At 72.0% G+C, this 24,495-nt stretch carries 20 protein-coding genes and 1 pseudogene; 9 read left to right on the top strand and 12 right to left on the bottom strand.

Features of this window, described 5'->3' with window-relative positions; genetic code table 11:
• Positions 1-187: 187 nt before the first annotated feature.
• Positions 188-1,129: a C40 family peptidase gene (locus OIE47_RS24725; protein ID WP_326556906.1), complete on the top strand. Its 942-nt coding sequence runs from the start codon at positions 188-190 to the stop codon at positions 1,127-1,129.
• Between the two features lie 18 nt (positions 1,130-1,147).
• Here the strand turns inward: OIE47_RS24725 and OIE47_RS24720 are convergent, their stop codons facing one another.
• Positions 1,148-2,146, bottom strand: a complete 999-nt coding sequence (locus OIE47_RS24720; protein WP_326556905.1) for a TerC family protein — start codon at positions 2,144-2,146, stop codon at positions 1,148-1,150.
• A 563-nt stretch (positions 2,147-2,709) separates the two neighbouring features.
• Between OIE47_RS24720 and OIE47_RS24715 the strand changes: the two genes are divergently transcribed.
• From OIE47_RS24715 to OIE47_RS24705, 3 genes are all read left to right on the top strand, one after another.
• A complete protein-coding gene (locus tag OIE47_RS24715) occupies positions 2,710-3,003 on the top strand; it encodes an antibiotic biosynthesis monooxygenase family protein (RefSeq protein ID WP_326556904.1) in 294 nt (97 codons plus the stop codon).
• A gap of 184 nt (positions 3,004-3,187) precedes the next feature.
• Complete coding sequence (locus tag OIE47_RS24710; RefSeq protein ID WP_326556903.1) at positions 3,188-3,508, top strand: hypothetical protein; 321 nt, start codon at positions 3,188-3,190, stop codon at positions 3,506-3,508.
• A complete protein-coding gene (locus OIE47_RS24705; RefSeq protein WP_326556902.1) occupies positions 3,508-4,740 on the top strand; it encodes a DUF6745 domain-containing protein in 1,233 nt (410 codons plus the stop codon). Before OIE47_RS24710 ends, OIE47_RS24705 begins: the two co-directional genes overlap by 1 nt.
• Before the next feature lie 23 nt (positions 4,741-4,763).
• Here the strand turns inward: OIE47_RS24705 and OIE47_RS24700 are convergent, their stop codons facing one another.
• The 7 genes from OIE47_RS24700 to OIE47_RS24670 all read right to left on the bottom strand — a co-directional run bounded on the left by OIE47_RS24700 (position 4,764) and on the right by OIE47_RS24670 (position 12,002).
• Positions 4,764-5,654 (bottom strand): STM4011 family radical SAM protein, encoded by an 891-nt coding sequence (locus tag OIE47_RS24700; protein ID WP_326556901.1) that lies wholly within the window; start codon positions 5,652-5,654, stop codon positions 4,764-4,766.
• A complete protein-coding gene (locus OIE47_RS24695; RefSeq protein ID WP_326556900.1) occupies positions 5,651-7,054 on the bottom strand; it encodes an STM4012 family radical SAM protein in 1,404 nt (467 codons plus the stop codon). Before OIE47_RS24695 ends, OIE47_RS24700 begins: the two co-directional genes overlap by 4 nt.
• Entirely contained in the window at positions 7,051-7,872 is an 822-nt protein-coding gene (locus OIE47_RS24690) for an STM4013/SEN3800 family hydrolase (RefSeq protein ID WP_326556899.1), read from the bottom strand. The genes OIE47_RS24695 and OIE47_RS24690 overlap by 4 nt, the downstream gene beginning before the upstream one ends.
• Positions 7,869-9,020: an STM4014 family protein gene (locus OIE47_RS24685; protein ID WP_326556898.1), complete on the bottom strand. Its 1,152-nt coding sequence runs from the start codon at positions 9,018-9,020 to the stop codon at positions 7,869-7,871. Before OIE47_RS24685 ends, OIE47_RS24690 begins: the two co-directional genes overlap by 4 nt.
• Positions 9,017-9,967, bottom strand: coding sequence for an STM4015 family protein (locus OIE47_RS24680; RefSeq protein WP_326556897.1), 951 nt, complete (start codon positions 9,965-9,967; stop codon positions 9,017-9,019). Before OIE47_RS24680 ends, OIE47_RS24685 begins: the two co-directional genes overlap by 4 nt.
• Positions 9,964-10,887 (bottom strand): STM4015 family protein, encoded by a 924-nt coding sequence (locus tag OIE47_RS24675; protein WP_326556896.1) that lies wholly within the window; start codon positions 10,885-10,887, stop codon positions 9,964-9,966. The genes OIE47_RS24680 and OIE47_RS24675 overlap by 4 nt, the downstream gene beginning before the upstream one ends.
• Positions 10,888-11,108: 221 nt before the next feature.
• Positions 11,109-12,002, bottom strand: coding sequence for a GNAT family N-acetyltransferase (locus OIE47_RS24670; RefSeq protein WP_326556895.1), 894 nt, complete (start codon positions 12,000-12,002; stop codon positions 11,109-11,111).
• 187 nt (positions 12,003-12,189) lie between these two features.
• Here OIE47_RS24670 and OIE47_RS24665 point away from each other — a divergent pair, with 187 nt between their 5' ends.
• A complete protein-coding gene (locus OIE47_RS24665; RefSeq protein WP_326556894.1) occupies positions 12,190-12,828 on the top strand; it encodes an MBL fold metallo-hydrolase in 639 nt (212 codons plus the stop codon).
• A 21-nt stretch (positions 12,829-12,849) separates the two neighbouring features.
• On the opposite strand, the gene uvrB is transcribed toward OIE47_RS24665, so the two are convergent.
• Positions 12,850-14,958 carry an excinuclease ABC subunit UvrB gene (gene uvrB, locus OIE47_RS24660; RefSeq protein WP_326556893.1) on the bottom strand — a complete coding sequence of 703 codons (2,109 nt, stop codon included), beginning with the start codon at positions 14,956-14,958 and terminating at the stop codon, positions 12,850-12,852.
• 345 nt (positions 14,959-15,303) lie between these two features.
• Here uvrB and OIE47_RS24655 point away from each other — a divergent pair, with 345 nt between their 5' ends.
• On the top strand, positions 15,304-16,953 hold the full coding sequence (locus tag OIE47_RS24655; protein ID WP_326556892.1) for a hypothetical protein: 1,650 nt from the start codon (positions 15,304-15,306) through the stop codon (positions 16,951-16,953).
• 23 nt (positions 16,954-16,976) lie between these two features.
• Here the strand turns inward: OIE47_RS24655 and coaE are convergent, their stop codons facing one another.
• The gene (coaE, locus tag OIE47_RS24650) at positions 16,977-18,158 is read right to left on the bottom strand and encodes a dephospho-CoA kinase (protein WP_326556891.1); all 1,182 of its coding nucleotides are present in this window, start codon (positions 18,156-18,158) and stop codon (positions 16,977-16,979) included.
• 262 nt (positions 18,159-18,420) lie between these two features.
• Positions 18,421-19,917 (bottom strand): 30S ribosomal protein S1, encoded by a 1,497-nt coding sequence (gene rpsA, locus OIE47_RS24645; protein WP_326556890.1) that lies wholly within the window; start codon positions 19,915-19,917, stop codon positions 18,421-18,423.
• 333 nt (positions 19,918-20,250) lie between these two features.
• On the opposite strand from rpsA, the gene OIE47_RS24640 reads away from it, so the two are divergent.
• The 3 genes and pseudogenes from OIE47_RS24640 to OIE47_RS24630 all read left to right on the top strand — a co-directional run.
• On the top strand, positions 20,251-21,069 hold the full coding sequence (locus OIE47_RS24640; protein WP_326556889.1) for a class I SAM-dependent methyltransferase: 819 nt from the start codon (positions 20,251-20,253) through the stop codon (positions 21,067-21,069).
• A 55-nt stretch (positions 21,070-21,124) separates the two neighbouring features.
• Positions 21,125-21,343, top strand: coding sequence for a DUF2945 domain-containing protein (locus tag OIE47_RS24635; RefSeq protein ID WP_326556888.1), 219 nt, complete (start codon positions 21,125-21,127; stop codon positions 21,341-21,343).
• A pseudogene (locus OIE47_RS24630) lies at positions 21,330-21,662 on the top strand (DUF3140 domain-containing protein); the annotation flags it as partial. The gene OIE47_RS24635 and the pseudogene OIE47_RS24630, both read left to right, overlap by 14 nt.
• 18 nt (positions 21,663-21,680) lie before the next feature.
• On the opposite strand, the gene polA reads toward OIE47_RS24630, so the two are convergent.
• The gene (polA, locus tag OIE47_RS24625) at positions 21,681-24,395 is read right to left on the bottom strand and encodes a DNA polymerase I (protein WP_442791987.1); all 2,715 of its coding nucleotides are present in this window, start codon (positions 24,393-24,395) and stop codon (positions 21,681-21,683) included.
• Positions 24,396-24,495 lie beyond the last annotated feature (100 nt).

Below are 24,495 nucleotides of genomic sequence, written 5' to 3'. Positions count from 1 at the left end.
TATTGCCGCTCGTTCGGCTCTTCCGTAGGGTCGGCCGGGAAGACCGGGAGAAGGGTCCCCGCTGATGGCGCAGGCTGGAGTAACAACGCAGGCCGCCAGGACATCGCGATCCGGCACGGCATCGCAGGTCGGCACGGCATCGCAGGTCGGCACGGCGCCGCAGGTCGGCACGGCAGCACGGTCCGGGATGACGTTACGGGCCGGTCAGGAGGCGGTGGTCCGGGTGGCCGTCGCGACCCTCTGGGCCGGGCCCGAGGCGGTCCGGCCGGTGGACGAGCCGGCCCTCGCCCCGCGGACCACCGACATCCCCGCCTGGATCTCCGCGATGACCGCGGACCAGCAGGTCGGCGACTGCGTGCTCAGTCAGTTGCTGCTCGGCGAACGGGTGCTGATCGAGGAGATCCGACCGGACGGGTGGGCCCGCCTGATCGCGACCGAACAACCCGCAGCCAAGCTCGACCCGCGCGGTTATCCCGGCTGGCTGCCGGTGGAACAGCTCTCCCCCGCCACCACCGGTCCGGCCGGGGTGGCACAGGTCGTGGTCGACGCCACGGTCACCGCGCTGTTCACCGCGCCGGACGGTGACCCGGTGCTGCCCGGCGTGATCCTCGGAACCCGGCTGACCCCGGCCGGTCCGGCCCGCCACGGGTGGAGCCCGGTGTACGCCCCCGGCCACCACGACCCGCTCTGGCTGCCGACCGACCATCTCGCCCCGGTCCCGAACCGCCCGCCGAACGCGGTCGAGGTGCTCGCGGTGGCGAACCGCCTGCTCGACGTCATCTACCTGTGGGGCGGGGTGTCCGCGTACGGGATCGACTGCTCCGGGCTGGTGCACCTGGCCTGGCGCCGGTTCGGCGTACGGCTACCCCGCGACGCCGACGACCAGGCGAACGCCACCACACCCCTGCCACTGGGCGCCGAACGCCCCGGCGACCTCTACTTCTTCGCCCGCCCCGGCCGCAACATCCACCACATCGGCATCGTCACCGCCGAGCCGGGCTACGGCGACGACAACCGGCGCATGCTGCACGCCTCGTACACCCAGCGGCGGGTCCTCGAGGAGTCCCTCACCGAGGACCGGCGGGCCACCCTGGTCGGGGTGCACCGGGTCCGCACCTGCGCCGACTGACCCGGTTCGCCCGTCCGGTCAGCGACCCGCGGCAGCGAGCTCCTTGCGCCGGTCGCTGGCCGATTTGAGCAGGCTGGCCACGGTGGCGACGCCCAGCGTGCCGAGGATGACCACCAGCGAGAGCCAGATCGGTACGTGCGGCGCCCAACCCACGTGCTCCCCGCCGTTGATGAACGGGAGGTTGTTGTCGGCCAGTGCCTCCAGGACAAGCTTGACCCCGATGAAGCCGAGCACCACCGCGAGGCCGATGTTGAGGTAGACCAGCCGGTCGAGCAGCCCGCCGAGCAGGAAGTAGAGCTGGCGCAACCCCATCAGCGCGAACACGTTGGCGGTGAAGACCAGGTACGCGTTCTGGGTGATCCCGAAGATCGCCGGGATGGAGTCGAGGGCGAAGATCAGATCCGTGGTGCCGATCGCGATCATCACGACCAGCAGCGGGGTGAACATGCGCCTGCCGTTCTCCCGTACGGTCAGCCGGCCACCGGCGAAGTCCTTCGAGATCGGCAGCGCCCGTCGGCTCCACCGGATCAGCAGGTTCTCCTTGAAGTCCTCCTCCTCCGGCTCACCCTGCCGGAAGAAGTTGATCGCGGTGTAGACCAGGAACGCGCCGAAGATGTAGAAGACCCAGGAGAACTGGGAGATCAGCGCGGCACCGGCCGCGATGAAACCGCCGCGCATCACCAGCGCCAGGACGATGCCGATCAGCAGCACCTTCTGCTGGTACTCCCGGGGCACCGCGAAGCGGCCCATGATGATCACGAAGACGAAGAGGTTGTCGACCGAGAGGCTGTACTCGGTCAGCCAGCCGGTGTAGAACTCACCCGCCGTGGACAGATCCGTGGTCAGCCAGAGTCCGACCCCGAAGAGCAGGGCGAGCGCGACGTAGAAGCCGACCCAGAGACTGGACTCGCGGATACTCGGCTCGTGCGGTCGCCGCCCGATGATCAGGAGATCAACGGTCAGTACCGCGCCCAGCGCGACCAGCGTTACGACCCACACCCAGGTGGACACGTTCAAATCATTCCTCCGGCAGACACTCGGCACACCCGAAACGGCACACCCGTGGGGGCGTGCCGTGGCTGGTGGTGCCGAATGTGGTGACTGTCGGAGGTCTCTTCCGCCACCGGCGCCCGGAGCACCGCTCCGGCTGCCGCTGACCGACGGGCCGGGTCGACCACCGGGCCAGCCGGAGGTAGACCGTGTTGACGACGCCGCCGCAGGGGAATACTCCCCTCCTTGCCGCCATCATCCCCCATCCCGGACCGTTCAGACACCTCGGACCGATGCGTTCTTCCCCACCCTCACCCCACACCCCCTAACCCATCCTAGGAGGCTAGGCGCCACCCCTCCCCACCCCACCCACCCCGCGCCGCCCCACCCGCCCTGGCCCGTCGATCTTGCAGTTGTGGCGGTTGACATACGCCAACAAGGCACCCAAATCCAGGCACCACAACTGCAAGATCGACGGGTGGGGTGGGGGGTGGGAGGGTGGGGCGGGGGGTGGGAGGGTGGGGGGTGGGAGGGGGTGGGAGGGTGGGGGTGGGAGGGGGTGGGGGGAGGGGGCGTGGGAGGGTGGGGGGATGGTGCTTGAGGTTGCGCTGATTGAGGTTGTTCCGGGGCGCGAGGACGAGTTCGCGGCGGCGTACGCCGAGGGCCACAAGGTCCTCGCCAGCACGCCCGGCCTCCGGTCGGTACGGATGACCCGGGGTGTCGAGTCGCCCTCCCGGTTCGTGCTGCTGGTCGAGTGGGACTCGGTCGCGGCGCACGAGGAGAACTTCCGTGGCACCGAACGGTTCACCACCTGGCGCGGGCTCATCGGCCCGTTTTTCGCCGCACCGCCGCTGGTCGAGCACTTCACCGACGTACCTGCCTGAACCAGGGCGTTCTCCGGCCTGAACCGAGAATGTTCGCCGGTCTGAGGCGGAGAACCTCTCCGGCCTGAACCGGGACCTTCTCGGGCCTGAGCCGGGGTCCGGCTCAGTGCCCGAAGCCGGGGTGTTCTGTCGTACCGCACCGCTAGCCTCTCGTCGTCCACACGCGACCTGAGGGAGCCGACGCATGTACCGACAGGGCGACGTCCTCGTCCATCCGATCGACCCCGCCACGGTGCCGGCCGGGCTGGTTCCCGCCGGCCGGGACGCGCGGGGGCGGTTGGTGCTGGCCCGTGGTGAGGCCACCGGGCACGCCCACGTGGTCACCGGTGCGGGCGTCAGCCTCTGGACCCTGCCGGACCAGACCGAGCCGACGATCCTGCTGATCGAGGGCTACGGCCGGCTCGGGCACGAGGAGCACGGTCCGATCCCACTGCCCTCGGGGGCCTACCGGGTGGTCCGCCAGCGGGAATACCTGCCCGGCACGTGGCGACCGGTGGCCGACTGATGACCACCACTCTGCTCGACGAGACCGCCGCCGCCCTGCTGGCCCGTACCGCCGACGAGTGGCTGGCCCGGGGACTGGCCACTGGGCCAGCGGACCGACCGGCCGCGGAGGCCGCCGTCCGGGAGGCGTACGCCGCCGCCGGCCTCGCCGCCCCCGAAACCGTGCTCTGGCTCGGGTCCCCGTACGCCGGGGCGCTCGCGGCGGCACTCCTGTCCGATTCCTCCTCCGGCACCGCCGGACCCGGCGGGTTCGGGGCCGCCGGGCCCGGCGGGCCCTCCCCCACGACCGTCGACCCCGTCGAGGATGCATCGGCCATCGCCGGTGACACCCCGGTCGGCCGGGCACTGGCCCAGGTGATGACCGACCTGCGGGCACAGGGATTCGAGCCACGCGCCGGTGCCGCTGGTCGCTCGGTCCGGGCCCGGGTGCGTACGGCCCCGTGGGCGGCGGCTCGTGCCGACGCGGTGACCCGGCTCGGGGCCACCGGCTGGGCGACGCACTGGGCGGCCGGCGGGCAGCGTACCTGGCACCTGCTCACCGACCGGGTGGTCACCCCGCTGCGCACCCGGCTCACCGACGAGCTGACCGACGGCGTGCCGGACGGGTTCGCCCGCCGGACCCGGGCGGCACTGCTCGACGTGGTGTTCGGCCAGCACGACGCGGCCTGGCTGAGCGCGTTCGACGACACCCCCGGCCTGACCGGGCTGGCCGGGGTCGCCGGGGCGGCCGGCTGGTGGTGGCCGTACGAGCGGGTGGTGATCCTGACCGAGCGGCCGGTCCGGGTCGAGCGGGACAATCTCGGCCGGCTGCACCACGGCGACGGTCCGGCGCTGCTCTACCCGGACGGTTTCGGGCTGCACGTCTGGCGCGGGATGCCGATCCCGGCCGAGGTCGCCGAGGAGCTGCCCCGACTCAACGTCGAGCGGATCCGCGCGGAGTCCAACGCCGAGGTCCGGCGGGTGATGCTGGAGCACTTCGGCTACGACCGCTACCTGCGCGACAGCAACGCGAGGGCGATCCACCGGGACGAGTGCGGTGTGCTGTGGCGGATCGAGCTGCCGCAGGACGAGCCGTTGGTGATGGTCGAGGTGGTCAACTCGACCCCGGAGCCGGACGGCACCCGGCGCACCTACTGGCTGCGGGTGCCGCCGCAGACGCGTACCGCTCGGGGTGGGGTGGCCTGGACGTTCGGTCTGACCGAGGAGGAGTACGCCCCGCTGGTACAGACCTGAGCGACAGCGCTCGCGTACGCGACTCAGCGCAGGGCGCCGGCCGGTACGCCCCACCGGGCACCGGCCGGCCCCGGTGCCGGAATCCGCTCCAGCACCCCGCCGGCGAACACCTCGTACAGCGGCAGGGTCTTCAGGTGGACGTAACCGATGTGGCAGTCGCAGGCCGCGTTCGGGCACGGGTGCGGGCCCAGCCCGGAGCGGTACGAGCCGTCGTAGAGGTTGCCCAGCGGGGTGTCCACGAAGTGGCAGCGCCGGACCTCGCCGTCCCCGCGTACGGAGATGACGCTCTCGCCGGCCCGGCAGGCCGCACCGGCCGACGGATGCGGCCGGACGCTGTAGCCGAAGAGCGGGTCGATCGCCGTCCAGTCGGCCTCCTCCGCCCCGGTGTACTGCCACCCGTCGGCGGCGTTGACCCAGAGGTACACCTCGTCGGGCAGGGCCGCGCGCAGCGCCCGTGCCTCGTCCAGGTGGTCCGGGAGCCCGACCACCCCGACCGAGTAGCGCACGCCCAGCTCCCGTAGCCGCTCGCAGCGGCCCAGGAAGGTCTCCCGGCGTACCTGGTCGGGGTGGTAGGTCGCCCAGAGCGCGGCCGTCCGCCGATCCGCGTCGGCCAGCCACTCCACCCGGCCGGCGAGGTTGGTCTGGATCGCGACCCGGTCCACGTGGTCCAGTTTGGACAGTTCGACCAGGGCGTCGCGGTACCAGGACCGGGTCAGGCCCTCGCCCCACGGGGTGAAGAGCACCGAGATCCGGTCGCCGTCCGGGTTTCGCCGCACCCAGTCGACGAACCGGCGCAGCGCCTCCCGGTCCGCGCGCAACTGCGCCGGGCTGTCCCGGCGCTTCGCGAACGGGCAGTACGCGCAGTCGTAGTTGCAGCTCGCGAGCGGTCCACGGTAGAGAATGGAGAGGTTCACCGCAGTGCGTACTCCGCCATCGCGGTGCGTACCGGGCCGGAGACCAGCCACGGGCCGATCGCGTCGGCCCGTTCCAGCCCGGCGTCCGTCAGCGCGAGCCGCTCGGTGCCGCCCGGGTCGCCGCTGAGCCAACCCCGGTCACCGAGCCGGGCGAGCTGGGGGAAGTCGTCACCGACCGCGGTGCCGAACCGCTCCCGGTACGCCGTCGGCGCGAACCCCTCGGCCCGGAGCAACGACTTCACCAGCCACCGCCGCCGCTGCTCCACCCCGTCGAGCCGGAAACCCACCTCGGCCACCTCGAAGTCGCTGGCCGGGCGGCGCAGGTAGTCGTCGATGATGGCCCGGACCTGGCCGATCCCGACCGCGTAGTCGAAGGAGTAGTGCAGGTCGGTGGTGTACGACCGGGCACCGCAACCGAGCCCCACCATCCCGTCGTCCTGGCAGCAGTAGTCGGGCCGGTCGCCGCCGCTCCCGGCGCCACCGCTCCCGTCGTCAGCGGGCAGGTCGGCCCGGCGGAAGTGGCGCAGCGAGAGCTGCCGGTAGCCGGCCGCCCTGAGCGTGTCCCGTCCCTGCCGGAAGAGGTCGAGCCGCTGGTTGTCCCAGCTTTCGTCGCGGCTGCCGGGCGCGCCGTCGAGCGGGGCGACCTCGGTCGTGGTGCCGCGCCGGCCCAACCCGGTCAGGGGACGTACGTAGAGCGGGTAGAGGAAGATCTCCTCCGGTCGCCAGTCCAGCGCGGCGGTCAGCGACTGTGCCCAGGTACGGGCCGTCTGCCCCGGTATCCCGTAGATCAGGTCGAGGTTCAGCTCCACCGTCCGGTGCCCCCGGATGGTGGCAAGGGCCCGCTCCACCTCCTCCCGCCGCTGGGGGCGGCCGGCGGCGTGCGCCTCGGTGTCCAGGAAGCTCTGTACCCCGATGCTGATCCGGGTGGTGCCCCGCTCGGCGAGCACGGCGATCCGGTCCGGGGTGGCGGTCGCCGGAGACGTCTCGACCGCCATCGGCACCGCACCGAGCCGGGCACCGAACCCGGCCAGTACGTCGAACATCTCGGTCAGCTCGGCCGCGGTCAGGTACGTCGGGGTGCCCCCGCCGATCGCCACCCGGGCGAAGTCGGCGTCGGCGCCGAGCGCGTCGCGTACGCGGTCGGCCTGCCGGGCCAACTGGTCGAGGTAGCCGCGCACCTGCTCGGCCGGGGGATTGGCGCGGGTGAACAGGTTGCAGAAGCCGCACCGCATCTCGCAGAACGGCAGATGCAGGTAGAGGAAGAGGGCGTCGACGGGCTCACCGGCCCAGACGTCACGCAGCGCCGGCCGGGGCCGCAGTGGGCGGTACGCGGTCTTGTGCGGGTACGCGTACAGGTAGCCCTGGTACGGCGACCCGTCGAGCCCGTCCACCTCGTTCACTCCCAGTCCCCCGGTTTGCCCCAGGCGCCCGGCTCCAGCACGAACTGCCCGTACGGCACCGTCCACACCACCTCGTGGCCGAGCCGGTGTCCACTGTGGCCGTCCTCGCCGTACGCGGTGCCGTGGTCGGCGCAGAGCACCACCAGGCAGTTCCGGTCACGGGAGCTGGCCAGGGCGAAGAGCCGGCCGATGTGCCGGTCGACGTACTCCAGGGCGGCGGCGTGGCTGTCCCGGTTGTCCCGTTCGGCGCCGGGCAGGTAGTGCCGGTTCGGCTGGTGCATCGCGGCCACGTTGACGAACAGGAACAGCGGCTGCTCGTCCGGGACGGTCGGTACGACGGTCGCGATCCGGTCGAGTTGCGCCTCGAAGCAACCCGGTGCGGCGACCCCGAACTCGGGTTCCCAGTGCGACTCGGCGAAGAGTCCCGGCAGCACCGCGCCGAGCGGTGGTTTGCGGTTGAAGAAGCCGACCCCGCCGACGCAGACGGTGTGGTAGCCGGCGGCGGCGAGCCCGGTCACCACGTCCGGAGCGTCGAAGACCCAGGTCTCGTCGCCGGTGCTCTCACTGCCGGGGAAGGCCGCCGCGAACAGCCGGGGGTGCGGTCCCGGTGTGGTCGGGGTCGGCAGGAAGCCGGCGAAGAACGCCTGGTGTGCGGCGTAGGTGAAGCTTGCCGGGCTGTGCCGACGTTCCCATCCGCCGGGCAGCGCACGGGCCAGGTTCGGGGTCCGCCCGGTCTCGGCGAGTTCGGCGGCCACGTCGTAGCGCAGCGTGTCCAGGGTGACGAACAGCAGGTCGTGGCTGCCGATCAGGTCCCTCATCCGACCCACCCCCTCCGGCCGGCGGCCATCGCCACCGCCCGCTCCGGCGTCCGATCGCGCGCGGTCCACCGGTCGAACCGGCCGCTGTGCAGCGCGTGCAGTTGGGCGGCGTAACCGTCCCTGCCCGCGTGGTCGACCAGGTTGGGCAGGAGGTCGCCGAACGCGTTCACCTCGGCCACCATATGCCGCCGCCAGTCGGTGCCGATCATCAGGTCGACCCCGGCGTGCAGGCTGCGGGGAAAGCAGGCGGCGGCGCGTACGCAGGTGTCCAGCGCGGCCGCGTACGCCGGTTCTCCCATCGCCGCGCGGACCTCGGCCAGGTCGCCGCGGTTGTTGCCCAGGTGCAGGTTGGTCAGTGGCCCTCGGCTGGACCGGACCACCACGTGTCCCGGCTCCCCGGCGACCACCAGGACCCGCAGGTCGACCGTCCGCCCGCCCAGCCCGGCCTTGGGAAACCACCGCTCGACGTGCAGCCCGTCCGGTGCGAGCCGGTCGACGATCGCGGCCACCTCCCGTTCGGTGCGGTAGCGGCGCACCCGCAGCGAGTTGAACAGCCGACCGTCGGCGGCGAGTTCCACCGAGGTGGTCGCCTGCACCCGGCCCGACGCGGTCTCCAGGGCCAGTACGCCGGACGCGGACGACCCGTGCGCGGGCTTGACGAACACCCGGGCCCACCCGGTGGTACGCATCATCGCGCGCAGGTCGCCGTAGTCGGCGGGTGCGGCCGGCAGTGCGGCCGGTACCGGTATCCCGGCCCCGGTCAGCCGCGCGTGGCAGGCGCGTTTGTCGAACATGACGGCGATGTCGCCGGGATCGTTGAGCAGGGTCGCCCCGGCGTCCCGTGCGGCGGTGGCGAGCCGGTCCAGCCCGGCGCGCAGCCCCGCGTACCAGGCGGCGGCGCCGACGATCTCGCCGTGTGCCGCGGGTGTGTCGGCGCCCCGCAGGAGCCGGTCGACCTCCGGGTCCTCGCCGGGCGAGTCGACCCGGACCACCGCCCGGTCGGGCAGCCGGACCGGGCCCCGGGCCAACTCCCGCCAGGGCAGCGTCCGCACCGGACCGGGCCAGGCGGGTACGGCGGCGGCCCGGAACATCCCGACCCGCCGGTTGTCCGGGTTGCCGACGACCAGCAGCGGTACGCCGGTGGTCATTCCGCCACGGCCACGAAGTACTCGTCCTCGTCGTCGGCGTCGTTGCCCTCGGTCAGGTCGACGTCCACCGCGGGCAGTTCGGCGACCAGCCGGGCGGCCAGGTCGTCGGTGACGAAGTGGTGGTTGAGGTTGAGCCGGCGCAGGTGGGTCAGCGGCTGCCCGGCGAGCAGCGCCGCCGCGCCCCGGTCGCCGAGCATGCCCAGCGACAGGTCCAGGGTGTGCAGCCTGGCCACCACCGGCGCACCGGCGAGCGCCGCCGCGACCTGGTCGGCGATCTCGGCGTCCCGCAGGCCGAGGTAGGTCAGCGCGGGCAGCCTGGTCCCGGCCAGGATCGGGGCCAGGTCCTCCACGGTGGCGTCACCGCCGTAGTTGTCGGTGCCGAGCCACAGCTCCAGGTGGGTCAGTGCGGGCAGGTCGCACTCGCCGACCGCCCGGACGAGTTCGGCGGGGAGCCCACCGGACTCGAACGCCAACTCCCGCAGCGACCCGTGGCGTACCGGGCGGAGCCGGAGCAGGCAGTCGTGGGTTCCGGAACCCCGGACCCGCAACACCTCCAGCGCCGGGTACGCCTCCAGGACCGGCGTCAGGTCACCCTGGCGGATCCAGGAGATCTCGCACTCCTCGCTGACCATGTCGCCGAGGAACAGCGCCCGCAGCCCGGTCAACCGGTCGGCCGCGGCGCAGAGCTGGGCGTAGGGCGGGTCGTTGAACGCGGCGTACCCCCACGCGCCGAGGACCAGCGCGGTGACCGACTTCGGGTCGACCGCGTCGAGGAACTCCTCGAACCGCTGCTGGAAGGCCGGCGAGGGGATCTCCTCCCAGTTCTCGTCGTCCTCGAATGCCTCGATCCGCCAGGCGACCGCCGAGGGGTCCGGGGGCAGCGGCGCGTCCGGGTCGAACTCGTGCACCGGAAGGCCGCCGAACTCGGTCAGGTGCCCCCCGATCATTCGGCCACGTCCACGTACCGGTCGCCGTCGCTGTCGGCCTCCTGGACGTCGGTGAGGTCGACCTCGACCCCGGGCAGTTCCTCGACCAGCCGGGCGGCCAGTTCCGGGGTGATGAAGTGGTGGTGCAGGTCGAGCCGACGCAGGTGGGTCAGCGGCTGCCCGGCCAGCAGGGCCGCGGCACCGGTGTCGGAGAGGATGCCCAGCGACAGGTCCAGGGTCTGCAGCCGGGCCACCACCGGCGCACCGGCCAGCGCCGCCGCCACCGGGTCGGCGATCTCGGCGTCCCGCAACCCGAGGTAGGTCAGCGCGGGCAGCCTGGTCCCGGCCAGGATCGGGGCCAGGTCCTCCACGGTGGCGTCACCGCCGTAGTTGTCGGTGCCGAGCCACAGCTCCAGGTGGGTCAACCCCGGCAGGTCACACTCACCGACCGCCCGGACCACCGCCGCGGGCAGGCCACCGGACTCGAACGCCAACTCCCGCAGGGCCTCGTGCCGGGTCGGTGTGACCACCAGCCCGTCCGCGCCGCGCACCCGCAGGGTTTCCAACTCCGGGTACGCGACCAGCAGCGGAGTCACGTCCGCCTGCTGGATCCAGGAGATCTCGCACTCCTCGAAGGTCATCTCGCCGAGGAAGAGCGCCCGCAGCCCGGTCAACCGGTCGGCGAGTCCGACCAGCAGCTCGACCGGGGCCTCCTCCTCGTACGCGGAACCCCACTGGCCGATGATCAACGCCTGGACCGAGGCCGGCTCGACCTTGCCGAGGAACTGCTCGACCAGGCCGGCGAAGTCCCCGGCGGACGTGTCGTAGTCGGCGGTGAGCCGCCAGGCCACCGCACCGGGATCGGACGGCAGGGCCTCCGACGGATCGAAGACAACAACCGGCCGGCCGGCGAATTCGGTGAGGTGGGTGTTGATGGTCATCGACGAGGTCTCCCGGGCGCTGGGGGTGCGGGCGGGCGACACCATAGCAAGCCGGAACGACATCGTCGCCCATCCACACCGCGCGGAAGAAGGGGCCCTCGTGATCGGATTCGGACGCGCAACAGGGCCCTTCGCGACACCGGGCGCAGCGCATTCCCACGCCGGTCGCGCCGGGACGCCGGGCTGGCGGCGGCGGGGTGCCGGGGCCAGCGGCGGCGGGGCTATCCGGCCGGTTCGAAGCGGGCTCGGCGGCCCAGGTCGGTGAAGCCGAGGCGTCGGTACAGGTGCGCGGCGGGATTGTCCACGTTGACGTCGAGCAGCACCTCGACCGATCCGGCGGCCCGCATCCGGGTGAGCGCCTCGACCACCAGTGCGGCCCCCAGCCCCCGGCCCCGCGCCTGCGGGCGTACGCCCACCTGCACGACCCACCCCACGGCGGCGCTGACGAACCCCAGGTCGGCACCGGTCTCGTCGGTGGCGAGCAGGGTCCACTCCGGCCGGAAGTCCTCGTCGTCGGTGGTCCACTCCACCCACTGCCCGACCGACCAGCCGGGATAACCGGGTCGCTCGGCGAACGCGGCGTGGTAGACGGCGAAGAACCGCTCGGCCAGTTCCGCCGACCACGGCCGTACGCCCAGCCCGGCCGGCAGGTCGATCCGGGGCGGTTCGGCGGCGGCGAGGTCGAACCGGAGGACGTCCTCGGCGAACGTCTGCCGCAGGCCACGGGCGGCGAACAGGGCCGACGCCCGGTCGGTGAGCGACTCGGTTTCCAGGGTGATCCGGTCCGCGCCGACCAGCGCCGGGTCGAGCACCCAGTCGAGCAGGGCACCGCCCAGCCCCCGCCCCCGGTGGGCCGGGTCGACCAGGCCGGTGGCGACGGCTCGGCGTACCCCGTTGGTGTCCTGGGGTCGGATCGCGCCGGCGGCGACGACCGTGCCCGCCGCGTCGACCGCGCCCCGGGCCACACCGCCGTCGGCGGCGAAGCGGCGGGCCAGGAACGACGGGTCGGCCACCAGCGGCAGTCCCCCGTCGCCGGCCAGGCAGCGCCGGGCGAGGGCGGCGACCGCCGGGAGGTCGTCGGGGGTCAGCACCCGCCAACTCGGTTCGGTGTCCACGATCGGGCAGCCTAGGCCGGCAGGGCCGCGACGCCCACCGATTTCCGCCGCCGCCGCACGCCTCCTCGGTACGGTGTCCGCAGGGTCCGGCACCTCGTCCGGGTCCGTCCCGGTCCGGGGCGACACCGCGCACCGGTACGCGACCCGGCGGAAACGCCACGGCAGATCACGTCGGCGGAGGAGAACCATGCGACTGACGAAGTTGGGGCACGCCTGTGTCCGGTTGGAGCAGGACGGGACCACGCTGGTGGTCGATCCGGGGGCGTTCAGCGATCCGGGCGCCCTGGCCGGCGCGGACGCCGTACTGATCACGCACGAGCACCCGGACCACTTCGTCGAGGACAAGATCCGGGCGGCGGTGCAGGCCGAACCGCAGCTCCGGGTGTTCGCCAACCGTTCGGTGGGCGGGAAGCTCGACGGGCTCGGCGACCGGCTCCGGGTGGTCGGCGAGGGCGACACCTTCTCGGTCAACGGCGTCGAGATCGCCGTGTACGGCGAACTGCACGCGGTGATCCACCCGGACATCCCCCGGCTGACCAACATCGGGTACCTCGTCGACGGTCAGCTCTTCCACCCCGGCGACGCGCTGACCGTACCGGACCGGCCGATCAGCACCCTGATGCTGCCGGCGCACGCCCCGTGGTCGAAGACCGCCGAGCTGATCGACTACGTACGCGAGGTGCAACCGGGTCGGGTCGTCCCGGTGCACGACGCCGGGTTGAGCGACATCGGCCGCGGCATGGTCCAGAACCTGGTCGGCGGGGGTGGCCCGAAGACCGACGTGTCGTACCAGCCGGTGCCCGACGGGGAGACCGTGGAGGTCTGAACCGGTCTCCCCGCGCCCGACCTACTGCACCCCGGTCGCGTCCATTCCGCGCAGTTCCTTCTTCATCTCCTGGACCTCGTCCCGGATCCGGGCCGCCAACTCGAACTGCAACTCCCGGGCGGCGGCCAGCATCTGGTCGTTGAGTTCCTGGATGAGCTGGGCCATCTCGGCGCGGGCCATCCCGGCGCGGACCGGACCGGAGCTGCCCCGAACGGCCTTGCTGCGGGTCTCCGGCACCGGTGCCTTGCCCCGGGAGAGCTGCCGTACGGCACCGCCGACCCGGGTGTTCTCGGTGTCCTCGGCCTCCCGGTAGATGTCGTCCAGGATGTCGTGGATCTTCTTCCGGAGCGGTTCGGGGGTGATCCCGTTGGCCTCGTTGTGCGCGACCTGCTTGGCCCGGCGCCGGTTGGTCTCGTCGATCGCGTTGGCCATCGACGGGGTCATCTTGTCGGCGTACATGTGCACCTGGCCGGAGACGTTCCGGGCGGCCCGGCCGATGGTCTGGATGAGGGACCGGCCGCTGCGCAGGAAGCCCTCCTTGTCCGCGTCGAGGATCGCGACCAGGGAGACCTCGGGCAGGTCCAGCCCCTCACGGAGCAGGTTGATGCCGACCAGCACGTCGTAGTCGCCCTTGCGCAGCTCGCGCAGCAGCTCGACCCGGCGCAGCGTGTCGACCTCCGAGTGCAGGTAGCGGACCCGGATGCCGTGCTCCAGCAGGTAGTCGGAGAGGTCCTCGGCCATCTTCTTGGTCAGCGTGGTGACCAGCACCCGCTCGTCCCGGTCGGTACGCAGCTTGATCTCGTGCATCAGGTCGTCGATCTGCCCCTTGGTGGGCTTGACGATCACCTCGGGGTCGACCAGCCCGGTCGGCCGGATGACCTGCTCGACGAACTCGCCCTGGGCCTGCTCCATCTCCCAGTTGCCGGGGGTGGCGGAGAGGAAGACCATCTGGCCGACCCGTTCGAGGAACTCGTCGAACCGCAGCGGGCGGTTGTCGGCGGCGCTGGGCAGCCGGAAACCGTGGTCGATCAGCATCCGCTTGCGCGACGCGTCGCCCTCGAACATCCCGCCGATCTGCGGGATGGTCACGTGCGACTCGTCGACCACGGTGAGGAAGTCGTCCGGGAAGTAGTCGAGCAGGCAGTGCGGTGGGCTGCCGGGCTCGCGGCCGTCGATGTGCATGGAGTAGTTCTCGATGCCGGAGCAGAACCCGACCTGGCGCATCATCTCGAGGTCGTAGGTGGTCCGCATCCGCAGCCGCTGCGCTTCGAGCAGCTTGCCCTGCCGCTCCAGGTCGGCCAGCCGCTCGGTCAGCTCGGCCTCGATGCCGCGCACCGCCCGCTCCATCCGCTCGGGACCGGCCGCGTAGTGGGTGGCGGGGAAGATCAGCAGGTGGTCGACCTCGCGGACCACCTCGCCGGTGAGCGGGTGCAGGTAGTAGAGCTTCTCCACCTCGTCACCGAAGAACTCGACCCGCAGGGCCAGCTCCTCGTACGCGGGGATGATCTCCAGGGTGTCACCCCGGACCCGGAAGGTGCCCCGGTTGAAGGCCATGTCGTTGCGGGTGTACTGGATGTCGACCAGCCGGCGGAGCAGCTTGTCCCGCTCGAACTCCTGCCCGACCTTGATCCGCACCGCCCGGTCGAGGTATTCGTCCGGGGTGCCCAGCCCGTAGATCGCCGACACCGTCGCCACCACGATCACGTCCCGGCGGGTGAGCAGGGACATGGTGGCCGAGTGCCGCAGCCGCTCGACCTCCTCGTTGATCGAGGAGTCCTTCTCGATGTAGGTGTCGGTCTGCGGGATGTACGCCTCGGGCTGGTAGTAGTCGTAGTACGAGACGAAGTATTCGACCGCGTTGTTCGGCAGCAGCTCGCTGAACTCCTTGGCGAGCTGCGCGCAGAGCGTCTTGTTGGGTGCCACCACCAGGGTCGGCCGCTGCAACCGCTCGACCAGCCACGCGGTGGTCGCGCTCTTGCCGGTGCCGGTCGCGCCGAGCAGCACCGAATGGCGATCGCCCCGCCGCACCCGCTGCTCAAGATCGTTGATCGCCGTCGGCTGGTCGCCGGAGGGTCGGAATTCGCTGATGACCTCGAACCGGCCGTCGAGTCGTGGGATGTCGAGCGCCATGTCATCAAAGGTACGCCGGGGGTGTGACAGCCCTGGTGGGCAACGGTCGGTACACGATCGGCTTCGATATACGCATTGTGTGGTGGAGATCACCGCGCTACCGTTCAGTAGTAGGCCGCTCGCGGCGGCCGACCGGGTTCGCAACCGGGCCTCCACAACGGCCGGTCGCGCCCCGGCGCAGTGGTTGCAGCCCCGGCCCTCGTCGGCGTGCGCACCCGACGCGGTCGCGCCAACGCGCAGACCGGCCGCCGCGAGCGCCCCTCGCGCCACGCCCCCACCAGCCGGACCCCCAGCCACACCAGCGCCGGTACGTCACTTTGCCCCGGATTCGCCGTTCAACCACCCGTGAGCACCTCGTTGCCTCCCGCCGGGCGCCGACGGCCCGCCACCGGTCCGCCACCATCGCCCGCCGAGCCCCGGCAACCCACCCGGACCCTGAGCGGACGGGCCCGGCTGGCGACGCTGGGTGTACTCGGCTGCCTCGCACTCGGCTCCGGCGCCGGTCTCGCCGCCGGACTGGTCTCCTGTGCCCCGCCCGGCCCGACCGACCCGGCCCGCGCCCTCACCTCGGCCGAGGCGGACCGGCTGGCGGCGATGCGGATCACCAACTACCGCGCCGGACGGGTCGGCGTGTACGCCACGCTCGGCATCCCCGGCACCCAGATCGAACTCGCCGGCACCGTCGACTGGCCGCGCGGGCTGGCCTACCTGAGCGTGGCCGGGCCGGGGGCCGGGAGTCAGCGGGGACTGCTCCAGGCCGTACCCGGACTGGTGTTGAGCCGACCGGACCCGCCGGCCGGGCCCGGACCGACCGGCGGCGGACCGGGCCCGTTCCCGGCCCTGGTCGCCCCGTCACCGCCACCGCCACCACCGCCGACGCCGCCCGGGGACGGCTGGCGGGTCCGCCGGATGGTCACCGGTGGGCCGGTCCCGGCGGCGGTCGACTCGTTCCTCACCCTGCTCTTCGCCGTCGCCGCCGACCGGCCGGACCCGACCGGGCCGCTGCTGGCCCGGGACACCGCTCGGTGGCTGGGCGTGGACCGGGCCGGTGGGACAACCGTCGACGTGCTGCTCGGCCCCGCGGTGCCCGCGCTCACCGGGGGCCCCGCTCCCGCCACCGACGCGACGATCCCGGCACCGCCGACGGGCGGGCTGGGCGGCGGAGCCGTACGGTACTGGCTGGACCTCGACGGACACCTGCACCGGTTCGAGGCCCTGCTCGCCGGTGACGTCCCGGTCCAGGTCGACTTCGACCGGGCCGAGCGGCCCGAGCTGACCGCCGTCGCGGCCCTCGGCGGCGCACCGGTACAACCACGGGCGGCCACCCGCACCGAGACCGACCTCCTCGCCCGGGTACGGGCCGAGAACCGGGCGCTCGGCGGTGCGGAGATCACGCTCGCGGTGCCCACCACCGCGCCGGTCGCCGAACTACCCGCCGTGAACCTCCGGGCGTCCGGATGGGTGGACTGGTCCGACAGTGTCGCCTACCTCGCCGTGCACGAGCTGGACCGGCCGGGCGAACGGACCCTGCTGCGGGCCAACCGCACCGGGGTGGCCGTACGCGACGTCCCGTCCGACCCCGACGTCCGGTCCGGAGGTGGCGCCGGGCCGCCTCCGCTCCCCCCGCCCCGGGACCGGGACTGGGATCACCTGAGCTGGCAGCGACGTACCGACTCGCTCGGTGCCCCGGACCTGGACCTGCTGGTCAACGAGGCGCTGGCGATCGGGAGCGCCGGGTTGGGGCCGGCGGACCGGCTGCGTGAATCGGTGAGCTGGCTGCGGCAGGACGAGCTCGACGGGCGGCCGGTGACCGTGTTCGAGGTCCCGAAGGAGGCCGAGTCGGAGGTCGGCCGTGGCCAGGCCCGGATGCGCTACTGGGTGGACCGCTCGGGCCTGCTGCGCCGGTTGGAGCTGCGTACCCGGACCGGTGCGTTCGCCCAGCTCGACCTGACCCCCGGCCCGGTGCCGGAGCTGCCCGCCGTGCCCCTGGGTTGAACCGACCGGATCCGCAACCTGCTTCAGGGGCGCCAGTCGGTGGCCGCCGCCCACCGCTCGGCCAGCAGGTGCTCACCGTCGAACCAGGGTTCCTTGGCAGCCGTGTAGCTGGCGGTGTCCGGGCCGCCGGCGGCAAGGCCCCGCTTGAGCGCCTGGTAACCGGCGCGCTGCTCCTCGTCGGCCCGGAGGTGGTCGCGCATCAGCAGGGCGTAGCGCCAGCCCGGCGAGCCGTCGACCCGCAGGTGCAGGTTGACCGGCCGGGCCGGGTCGGCGCTGCCGTGCAGCCGCTTCTCCCACCGCGCCCCGCCGTCCGCGTGCCGGGGCTGGTCCCACCAGTCGCCGGCGCACCGGGGGAACCCGGCGTCGGCGAGCGGGCCGGCGAGCGCGTCGGCCTGGTCCAGGGACTCGACGGTGAGCTGGATGTCGATCACGTTCTTGGCGGCCAGTCCGGGCACCGAGGTGGAGCCGATGTGGTCGACCCGGAGATCCGCGGGGCGTACCGCGTGCCGGATCCGGGCGGCCAGCCGCTGGTACTGGACCGGCCAGTCGGGGTCGGCCTCGGTGAGGACCACCGTCCCGCCCCGGACCGCGATCCGGTCGCGCAGGTGACGCTCGTAGGGCACCAGCCGGTCCCGCCAGAGGTCGTCCACCCGCGCGTACAGGTCGGCCAGGTCCGCGTCGTTGGTCAGCACCACGTCGGCGGCGGCCCGCCGCTGCTGGTCACCGGTCTGGGCCCGGATCCGCTGCTCCGCCTGCTCGACGCTCATCCCCCGGTCGCGGACCAGCCGGTCCACCCGGGTGTCCCGGTCCGCGCTCACCACGACCACGAGATGGTACGTCGGCGCGAGCCCCGCCTCGACCAGCAGCGGTACGTCGTTGACCACTATCGCGTCGGCGGGTGCCCCGGCGGCGAGTTCGGCGGTACGGGTCCGGACCCTCGGATGGGTGATCCGCTCCAGTTGCCGCCGGGCGGGTTCGTCGTCGAAGACGAGGGCGCCGAGTGCCGCCCGGTCCAGGCTGCCGTCGGCGGCGAGCACCCGGTCGCCGAAGGTCGCCACGATCTCGGCCAGCCCCTCGGTTCCGGGGGCGACCACCTCGCGGGCGATCCGGTCGGCGTCGATGAGCACCGCGCCGAGCCCGGCCAGCCGGGTGGCGACGACGCTCTTGCCCGATCCGATGCCACCGGTGAGTCCGACCATCAGCACCGGCCCAGTCAACCCCGTCGGGCCGATCCGGGGCAACCCACCCCACCCACCAGACGCGTTGATCATGAAGTTAGCGACGGCTCGAGTGCCTGAACCCGTCGCTAACTTCATGATCAACGAAGCGGGGTGGGTGGGGGGTGGGGGTGGGGGTGGGGGTGGGGGTGGGGGGCTGGGGTGGGTGGACGGCGGCCCCGTCCTTCTGGTGGGAAGGACGGGGCCGTCGTTTGGTTCTACCTGCGGGCGAAGTTACCCGCGAGCCGGCTCACTTACCGCCGGCGAGCTTCTCCCGCAGTGCGGCGAGCGCCTCGTCGGTGGCCAGGGTGCCGGCCGGCTCCTCGGCCTGACGGGCCGGCGCCGGGGTGGACGAGGAGGTCGCCCCGCCGCCACCGGTGCTGACCGGAGTCGGGTTGGCAGCGGCCTCGGCGTCGGCGGCGCGGGAGGTCTGCACCTGCTTGGTGTGGGCCTCCCAGCGGGTACGAGCCTCGGCGTACTGCGTCTCCCAGGTCTCCCGCTGCTTGTCGAAGCCCTCGAGCCACTCCCCGGTCTCCGGGTCGAAGCCCTCGGGGTAGATGTAGTTGCCCTCGGTGTCGTACGTCGCGGCCATGCCGTAGAGGGTCGGGTCGAAGTGCTCCTCGCCCTCGACGAAGCCCTCGTTGGCCTGCTTGAGCGAGAGCGAGATCCGCCGACGCTCCAGGTCGATGTCGATGACCTTGACCATGACGTCCGAGCCGACCTGGACGACCTGCTCCGGGATCTCCACGTGGCGCTCGGCCAGCTCGGAGATGTGGACCAGGCCCTCGATGCCGTCGTCCACCCGGACGAACGCACCGAACGGGACCAGCTTGGTGACCTTACCCGGCACGATCTGCTGGATCGCGTGGGTCCGGGCGAACTGCCGCCACGGGTCCTCCTGGGTCGCCTTCAGCGACAGCGAGACACGCTCGCGGTCCAGGTCGACGTCCAGGACCTCGACCTCGACCTCCTGGCCGACCTCAACCACCTCGGAGGGGTGGTCGATGTGCTTCCAGGACAGCTCGGAGACGTGCACCAGACCGTCGACGCCACCGAGGTCGACGAACGCACCGAAGTTGACGATCGAGGAGACGACGCCCTTGCGGACCTGCCCCTTCTGCAACTTGTTGAGGAACTCGGTGCGCACCTCGGACTGGGTCTGCTCGAGCCAGGCCCGGCGGGACAGGACCACGTTGTTGCGGTTCTTGTCCAGCTCGATGATCTTGGCTTCGAGTTCCCGGCCCACGTACGGCTGCAGATCCCGCACCCGACGCATCTCCACCAGCGACGCGGGCAGGAAGCCCCGCAGGCCGATGTCGAGGATGAGGCCACCCTTGACCACCTCGATGACGGAACCGCGAACGACGCCGTCCTCGTCCTTGATCTTCTCGATCGTGCCCCAGGCGCGCTCGTACTGCGCCCGCTTCTTCGAGAGGATCAGCCGGCCCTCTTTGTCCTCCTTCTGGAGAACCAGGGCTTCGATGTGGTCACCTACGGAGACCACGTCGGCGGGGTCGACATCGTGCTTGATCGACAACTCGCGCGAGGGAATGACGCCCTCGGTCTTGTAGCCGATGTCGAGCAGGACCTCGTCCCGATCGACCTTGACGACGGTGCCTTCGACAATGTCGCCGTCGTTGAAGTACTTGATGGTCTCGTCGATCGCGGCGAGGAAAGCTTCCTCAGAGCCGAGATCGTCGTGGGTGACCCGGTTGGCGCTCGAGGGGGCCTCGATGCTGCTCGTCATGTGGGCGGTTGCTCCGGTCGGATGGGTGTCACAGCAGGCGTTTGTGTCGCAGTGACCTGTTTGCGCCAGCGGATCCGTCGCCGTACACACCTAACGATCATGCGTGAGACCGTGGGATATGCCCGTCGACCGCGGACCTGCTCCCTGCCGAGGCACACGATCCGCGAGCGCATCGAACAGCTTACCGTGCGCATTACCACAGCATGCAAGCCCTCCTGCCACCTGATGCGACACGCCGTCCACAGCGCGGGAACTCGCCCGTACGCAGGCCCGCCCGGCGCGGCGTCGAGGCCGCGCGCGACGTGCGCGTACCCGGCCTCTAGCGTGGCCGGGATGAGTGACGACGAGGCCGCGGGTGTGACCCGGCGCACGGTCAGCGACACGGAGACCCGACGGGCCAGCCGGCAGTGGTGGGACCGCGACGCCGACGACTACCAGGCCGAGCACGGGGAGTTCCTCGGCGACGTCGACTTCGTCTGGTGCCCGGAGCGGCTGCGCGAGGCCGACGCCCGGCTGCTCGGCGACCTGCCCGGCCGCCGGGTGCTCGAGCTCGGCTGCGGCGCCGCCTCCGCCTCCCGCTGGCTGGCCACCCAGCGGGCCCGGCCGGTCGCCCTGGACCTCTCCGCGGGCATGCTGCGGCACGCCGCCCACGCGGCCGGGACCTCCGGGGTACGGGTTCCGCTGGTCCAGGCCGACGCCCTGGCCCTGCCCTTCGCCGACGGTGCCTTCGACATCGTCTGTACGGCGTTCGGCGCCGTGCCGTTCGTGGCCGACTCGGCGGCGGTGATGCGGGAGGTGCACCGGGTGCTGCGTCCCGGCGGCCGGTGGGTCTTCTCGGTCACCCACCCGATGCGGTGGATCTTCCTCGACGACCCGGGCGAGGGGGGCCTCAAGGCGGTGCACTCCTACTTCGACCGCCGCCCGTACGTGGAGCAGGACGCCGACGGGGTGCCCAGCTACGTCGAGCAGCACCGTACCCTCGGCGACCGGGTCCGGGAGCTGGTCGGCGCCGGGTTCCGGCTGCGCGACGTGGTGGAGCCGGAGTGGCCGGAGGGACACGAGCAGCTCTGGGGCCAGTGGAGTCCGCTGCGCGGCCGACTCTTCCCCGGCACCGCGATCTTCGTTTCGGACAAACCCCCCGTGGCGGGATGAAGTCTCGGCGCCGCACGCCCCGGTTTTCCCCCGGAGCGGCAGGGTAGACCGTGTCATGGACAAGGACGAGAAGCTGCACAAGGGCGATCGGGTGAGCTGGCGCAGCCACGGCGGGACCGCGTACGGCACCGTCCAGGAGGAGATCACGAAACGGACAACAGCCGCCAGACGTACGGTCGACGCCAGCAGGGAGGACCCGCAGTACCGGGTCCGGTCGGACTCCGGCGGCGAGGCGGTGCACAAGCCCGGGGCGTTGCGTCGTGCCCCGCGGTGACGACCAGGCCGACGTCTACCGGACCTTCACCGACGCGGTGAACATGAAACCCGGTGAGCTGGAGACGTGGCTGGAGACCGACGACTCCAAGGCCGTCGGCCAGCACTCCGGCGGGGGTGAGTCGGTCGGCCACGAGTCGGGGCGGCGGATCATCGGCCTGCTGCGCCGCAAGCGGGCGGAGCTGACCGACCGGGACTACGCGCACATGCGCAAGGTCGTCGGTTACGTGCACCGGCACATGGCGCAGCGCCCCCGGGGCGACATCAGCCGCACCCGGTGGCGCTTCTCGCTCATGAACTGGGGCCACGACCCGCTCAAGTGAGCGGGTCGACGCCGGTCAGTGGTCGGCGCTGTTCCAGTCCTGGCCCGCGCCGACCGAGACCTCCAGCGGCACCGACAGCGGGTGGGCGTTGCCCATCTCGCGCCGGACCAACTCCTCGAGCTGCTCCCGCTCGCCGGGGTAGACCTCGAAGACCAGCTCGTCGTGGACCTGCAGCAGCATCCGGGACCGCAGGCCGGACCCGCGCAGGGCGGTGTCGACGTGCAGCATGGCTACCTTGATCATGTCGGCGGCCGAGCCCTGGATCGGGGCGTTGAGCGCCATCCGCTCGGCCATCTCCCGCCGCTGCCGGTTGTCGCTGACCAGGTCCGGCAGGTAACGCCGTCGGCCGAGCATGGTCTCGGTGTAGCCGTCGCGCACGGCCCGCCGGACCACCTCCTGGAGGTAGTCGCGGACACCACCGAACCGGATGAAGTACTCCTCCATCAGCCCGCGCGCCTCGTCGGCGGCGATGTTGAGCTGCTGGGCAAGACCGAAGGCGCTCAGCCCGTACGCCAGGCCGTAGTTCATCGCCTTGATCTTGCGGCGCTGGTCGGCGGTGACCTCGGCGACCGGTACGTGGAAGACGAACGACGCGGTGGCCGCGTGGAAGTCCTCGCCGGAGTTGAACGCCTCGATCAGCGCCTCGTCGACGGAGAGGTGCGCCATGATCCGCATCTCGATCTGGCTGTAGTCGGCGGTGAGCAGGGTGTCGTAGCCGGCGCCGACCACGAAGGCGCGCCGGATCCGCCGCCCCTCCTCGGTCCGGATCGGGATGTTCTGCAGGTTCGGGTCGGTCGACGAGAGCCGCCCGGTGGCCGCCACCGTCTGGTTGTAGGTGGTGTGGATCCGGCCGTCGTCGGAGATCGACTTGAGCAGCCCGTCGACGGTCGACTTCAGCCGGGCCACGTCCCGGTGGCGCAGAAGGTGGCCCAGCACCGGATGCGGGTTCTGCGCGTAGAGCCACTGCAGCGCGTCCGCGTCGGTGGTGTAGCCGGTCTTGATCTTCTTGGTCTTGGGCAGCCCCAGCTCGGTGAAGAGGATCTCCTGGAGCTGCTTGGGCGAGCCGAGGTTGAACTCCCGCCCGACCACCTCGTACGCCGCCTGCGCGGCCGCCTTCACCTCACCGGCGAAGTGCGCCTCCAGCTCGGAGAGGTAGTCGGTGTCGGCGGCGATGCCGACCCGCTCCATCTCGCCGAGGACCCGCACCAGCGGAAGTTCGACATCGGCCAGCAACCGGGCCGAGAGTTCACCGTCGCGGGCGAGCTCGGCGTCGATGGCGTCGGCGAGATCGAGGGTCGCCGCGGCCCGCAGCATCAGGTTCTGCTCGACCTCGCCGTCGTTGCCGAGCCCCTCGAAGGTGAGCTGGCCGGACTCCGGCTGGTCGACCCGCAGCTCCCGGTGCAGGTAGCGCAGGGCCAGGTCACCCAGGTCGTAGGAGCGCTGGTCCGGCCGGGCCAGGTACGCCGCCAGCGCGGTGTCCCGGGTGATCCCCCGCAGTTGCCAGCCGTGCGCGGCGAACGCCAGCGACGCCGGCTTGCTGTCGTGCAGGACCTTCGGTCGCGCCTCGTCGGCCAGCCACTCGGACACCGCCGCCTCGTCGGCCGGATCGAGGGTGGCCGGATCGAACCAGCCGCCGGCACCGTCGGTGGTGGCCACCGCCACCCCGGTCAGGCTGCCGGTGCCGCGCCCGAAGGTGCCGGCCACGGCCAGCCCGGTCGGCACACCGGTGGGGGCGTGCCGGGCCAGCCAGGCCGCCACCGTGCCGGTGCCCAGCACCTCGGTGGCCAACTCGAAGCCGGACTCGGCCTCCGGCTGGACCGCCTCCAGGTACTGGTAGAGCCGGTCGCGCAGGACCCGGAACTGGAGGGTGTCGAAAACCTGGTGCACCGCCTCGCGGTCCCACCCGGCCCAGCGGGCGTCCTCCGCCCCCAGCGACAGCTCCAGGTCGTCGACCAGCTGGTTGAGCTCGTAGTTGCGGATCACGTCGGCGAGCCGTTCGCGCAGGCTCTCGCCGGCCTTGCCCTTGATCTCGTCGGCGCGGGCGATCACGCCCTCCACCCCGCCGTACTGGTTGATCCACTTGGCGGCGGTCTTCGGACCGACCCCCGGCACGCCGGGCAGGTTGTCGCTGCTCTCCCCGACCAGGGCGGCCAGGTCGCGGTACTGCTCCGGGCCGACCCCGTAGCGGTCGGTCACCGCCGCCGGATCCATCCGAGCCAGGTCGGAGACGCCCTTGCGGGGGTAGAGCACGGTGACCTGGTTGCCGATCAACTGGAAGGCGTCCCGGTCACCGCTGCAGATCAGCACGTCCATCCCGCTCTCCCGCCCCTGCCGGGCGAGGGTGGCGATGACGTCGTCGGCCTCGTAGCCCTCCTTCTCCACCACCGGCACCCGCAGCGCGGCGAGCACCTCCTTGACCAGGCTCACCTGGCCGTGGAAGTCGGTCGGCGTCTCCGCCCGACCGGCCTTGTACTCGGCGTAGCGCTCGGTGCGGAACGACCGGCGGGAGATGTCGAAGGAGACGATCAGGTGGGTCGGCCGCTCGTCGCGGAGCACGTTGATCAGCATCGAGGTGAAGCCGTACACCGCGTTCGTCGGCTGTCCGGTGGTGGTGGAGAAGTTCTCCACCGGGAGCGCGAAGAAGGCCCGGTAGGCCAGCGAATGGCCGTCCAACAACAGGAGGCGGGGTGCGTCGGTCACCTGACCGACTCTAGTCGGGCCCACCGACATGTCGGTCGCACCCCACGCGGCGGCAGAAGCGGACGAGGGCGACGATCGGCGCGACGGGCACCGATACCTCCGTCCGGGTCCGGCGGCGGCCTGAGACGGC

Origin of the sequence: Micromonospora sp. NBC_01796, assembly GCF_035917455.1 — a bacterium.
Lineage (GTDB): Bacteria > Actinomycetota > Actinomycetes > Mycobacteriales > Micromonosporaceae > Micromonospora_G.
The sequence above is the reverse complement of the archived record's forward strand: the minus strand, read 5'-3'. Positions and strand labels throughout refer to the sequence as shown.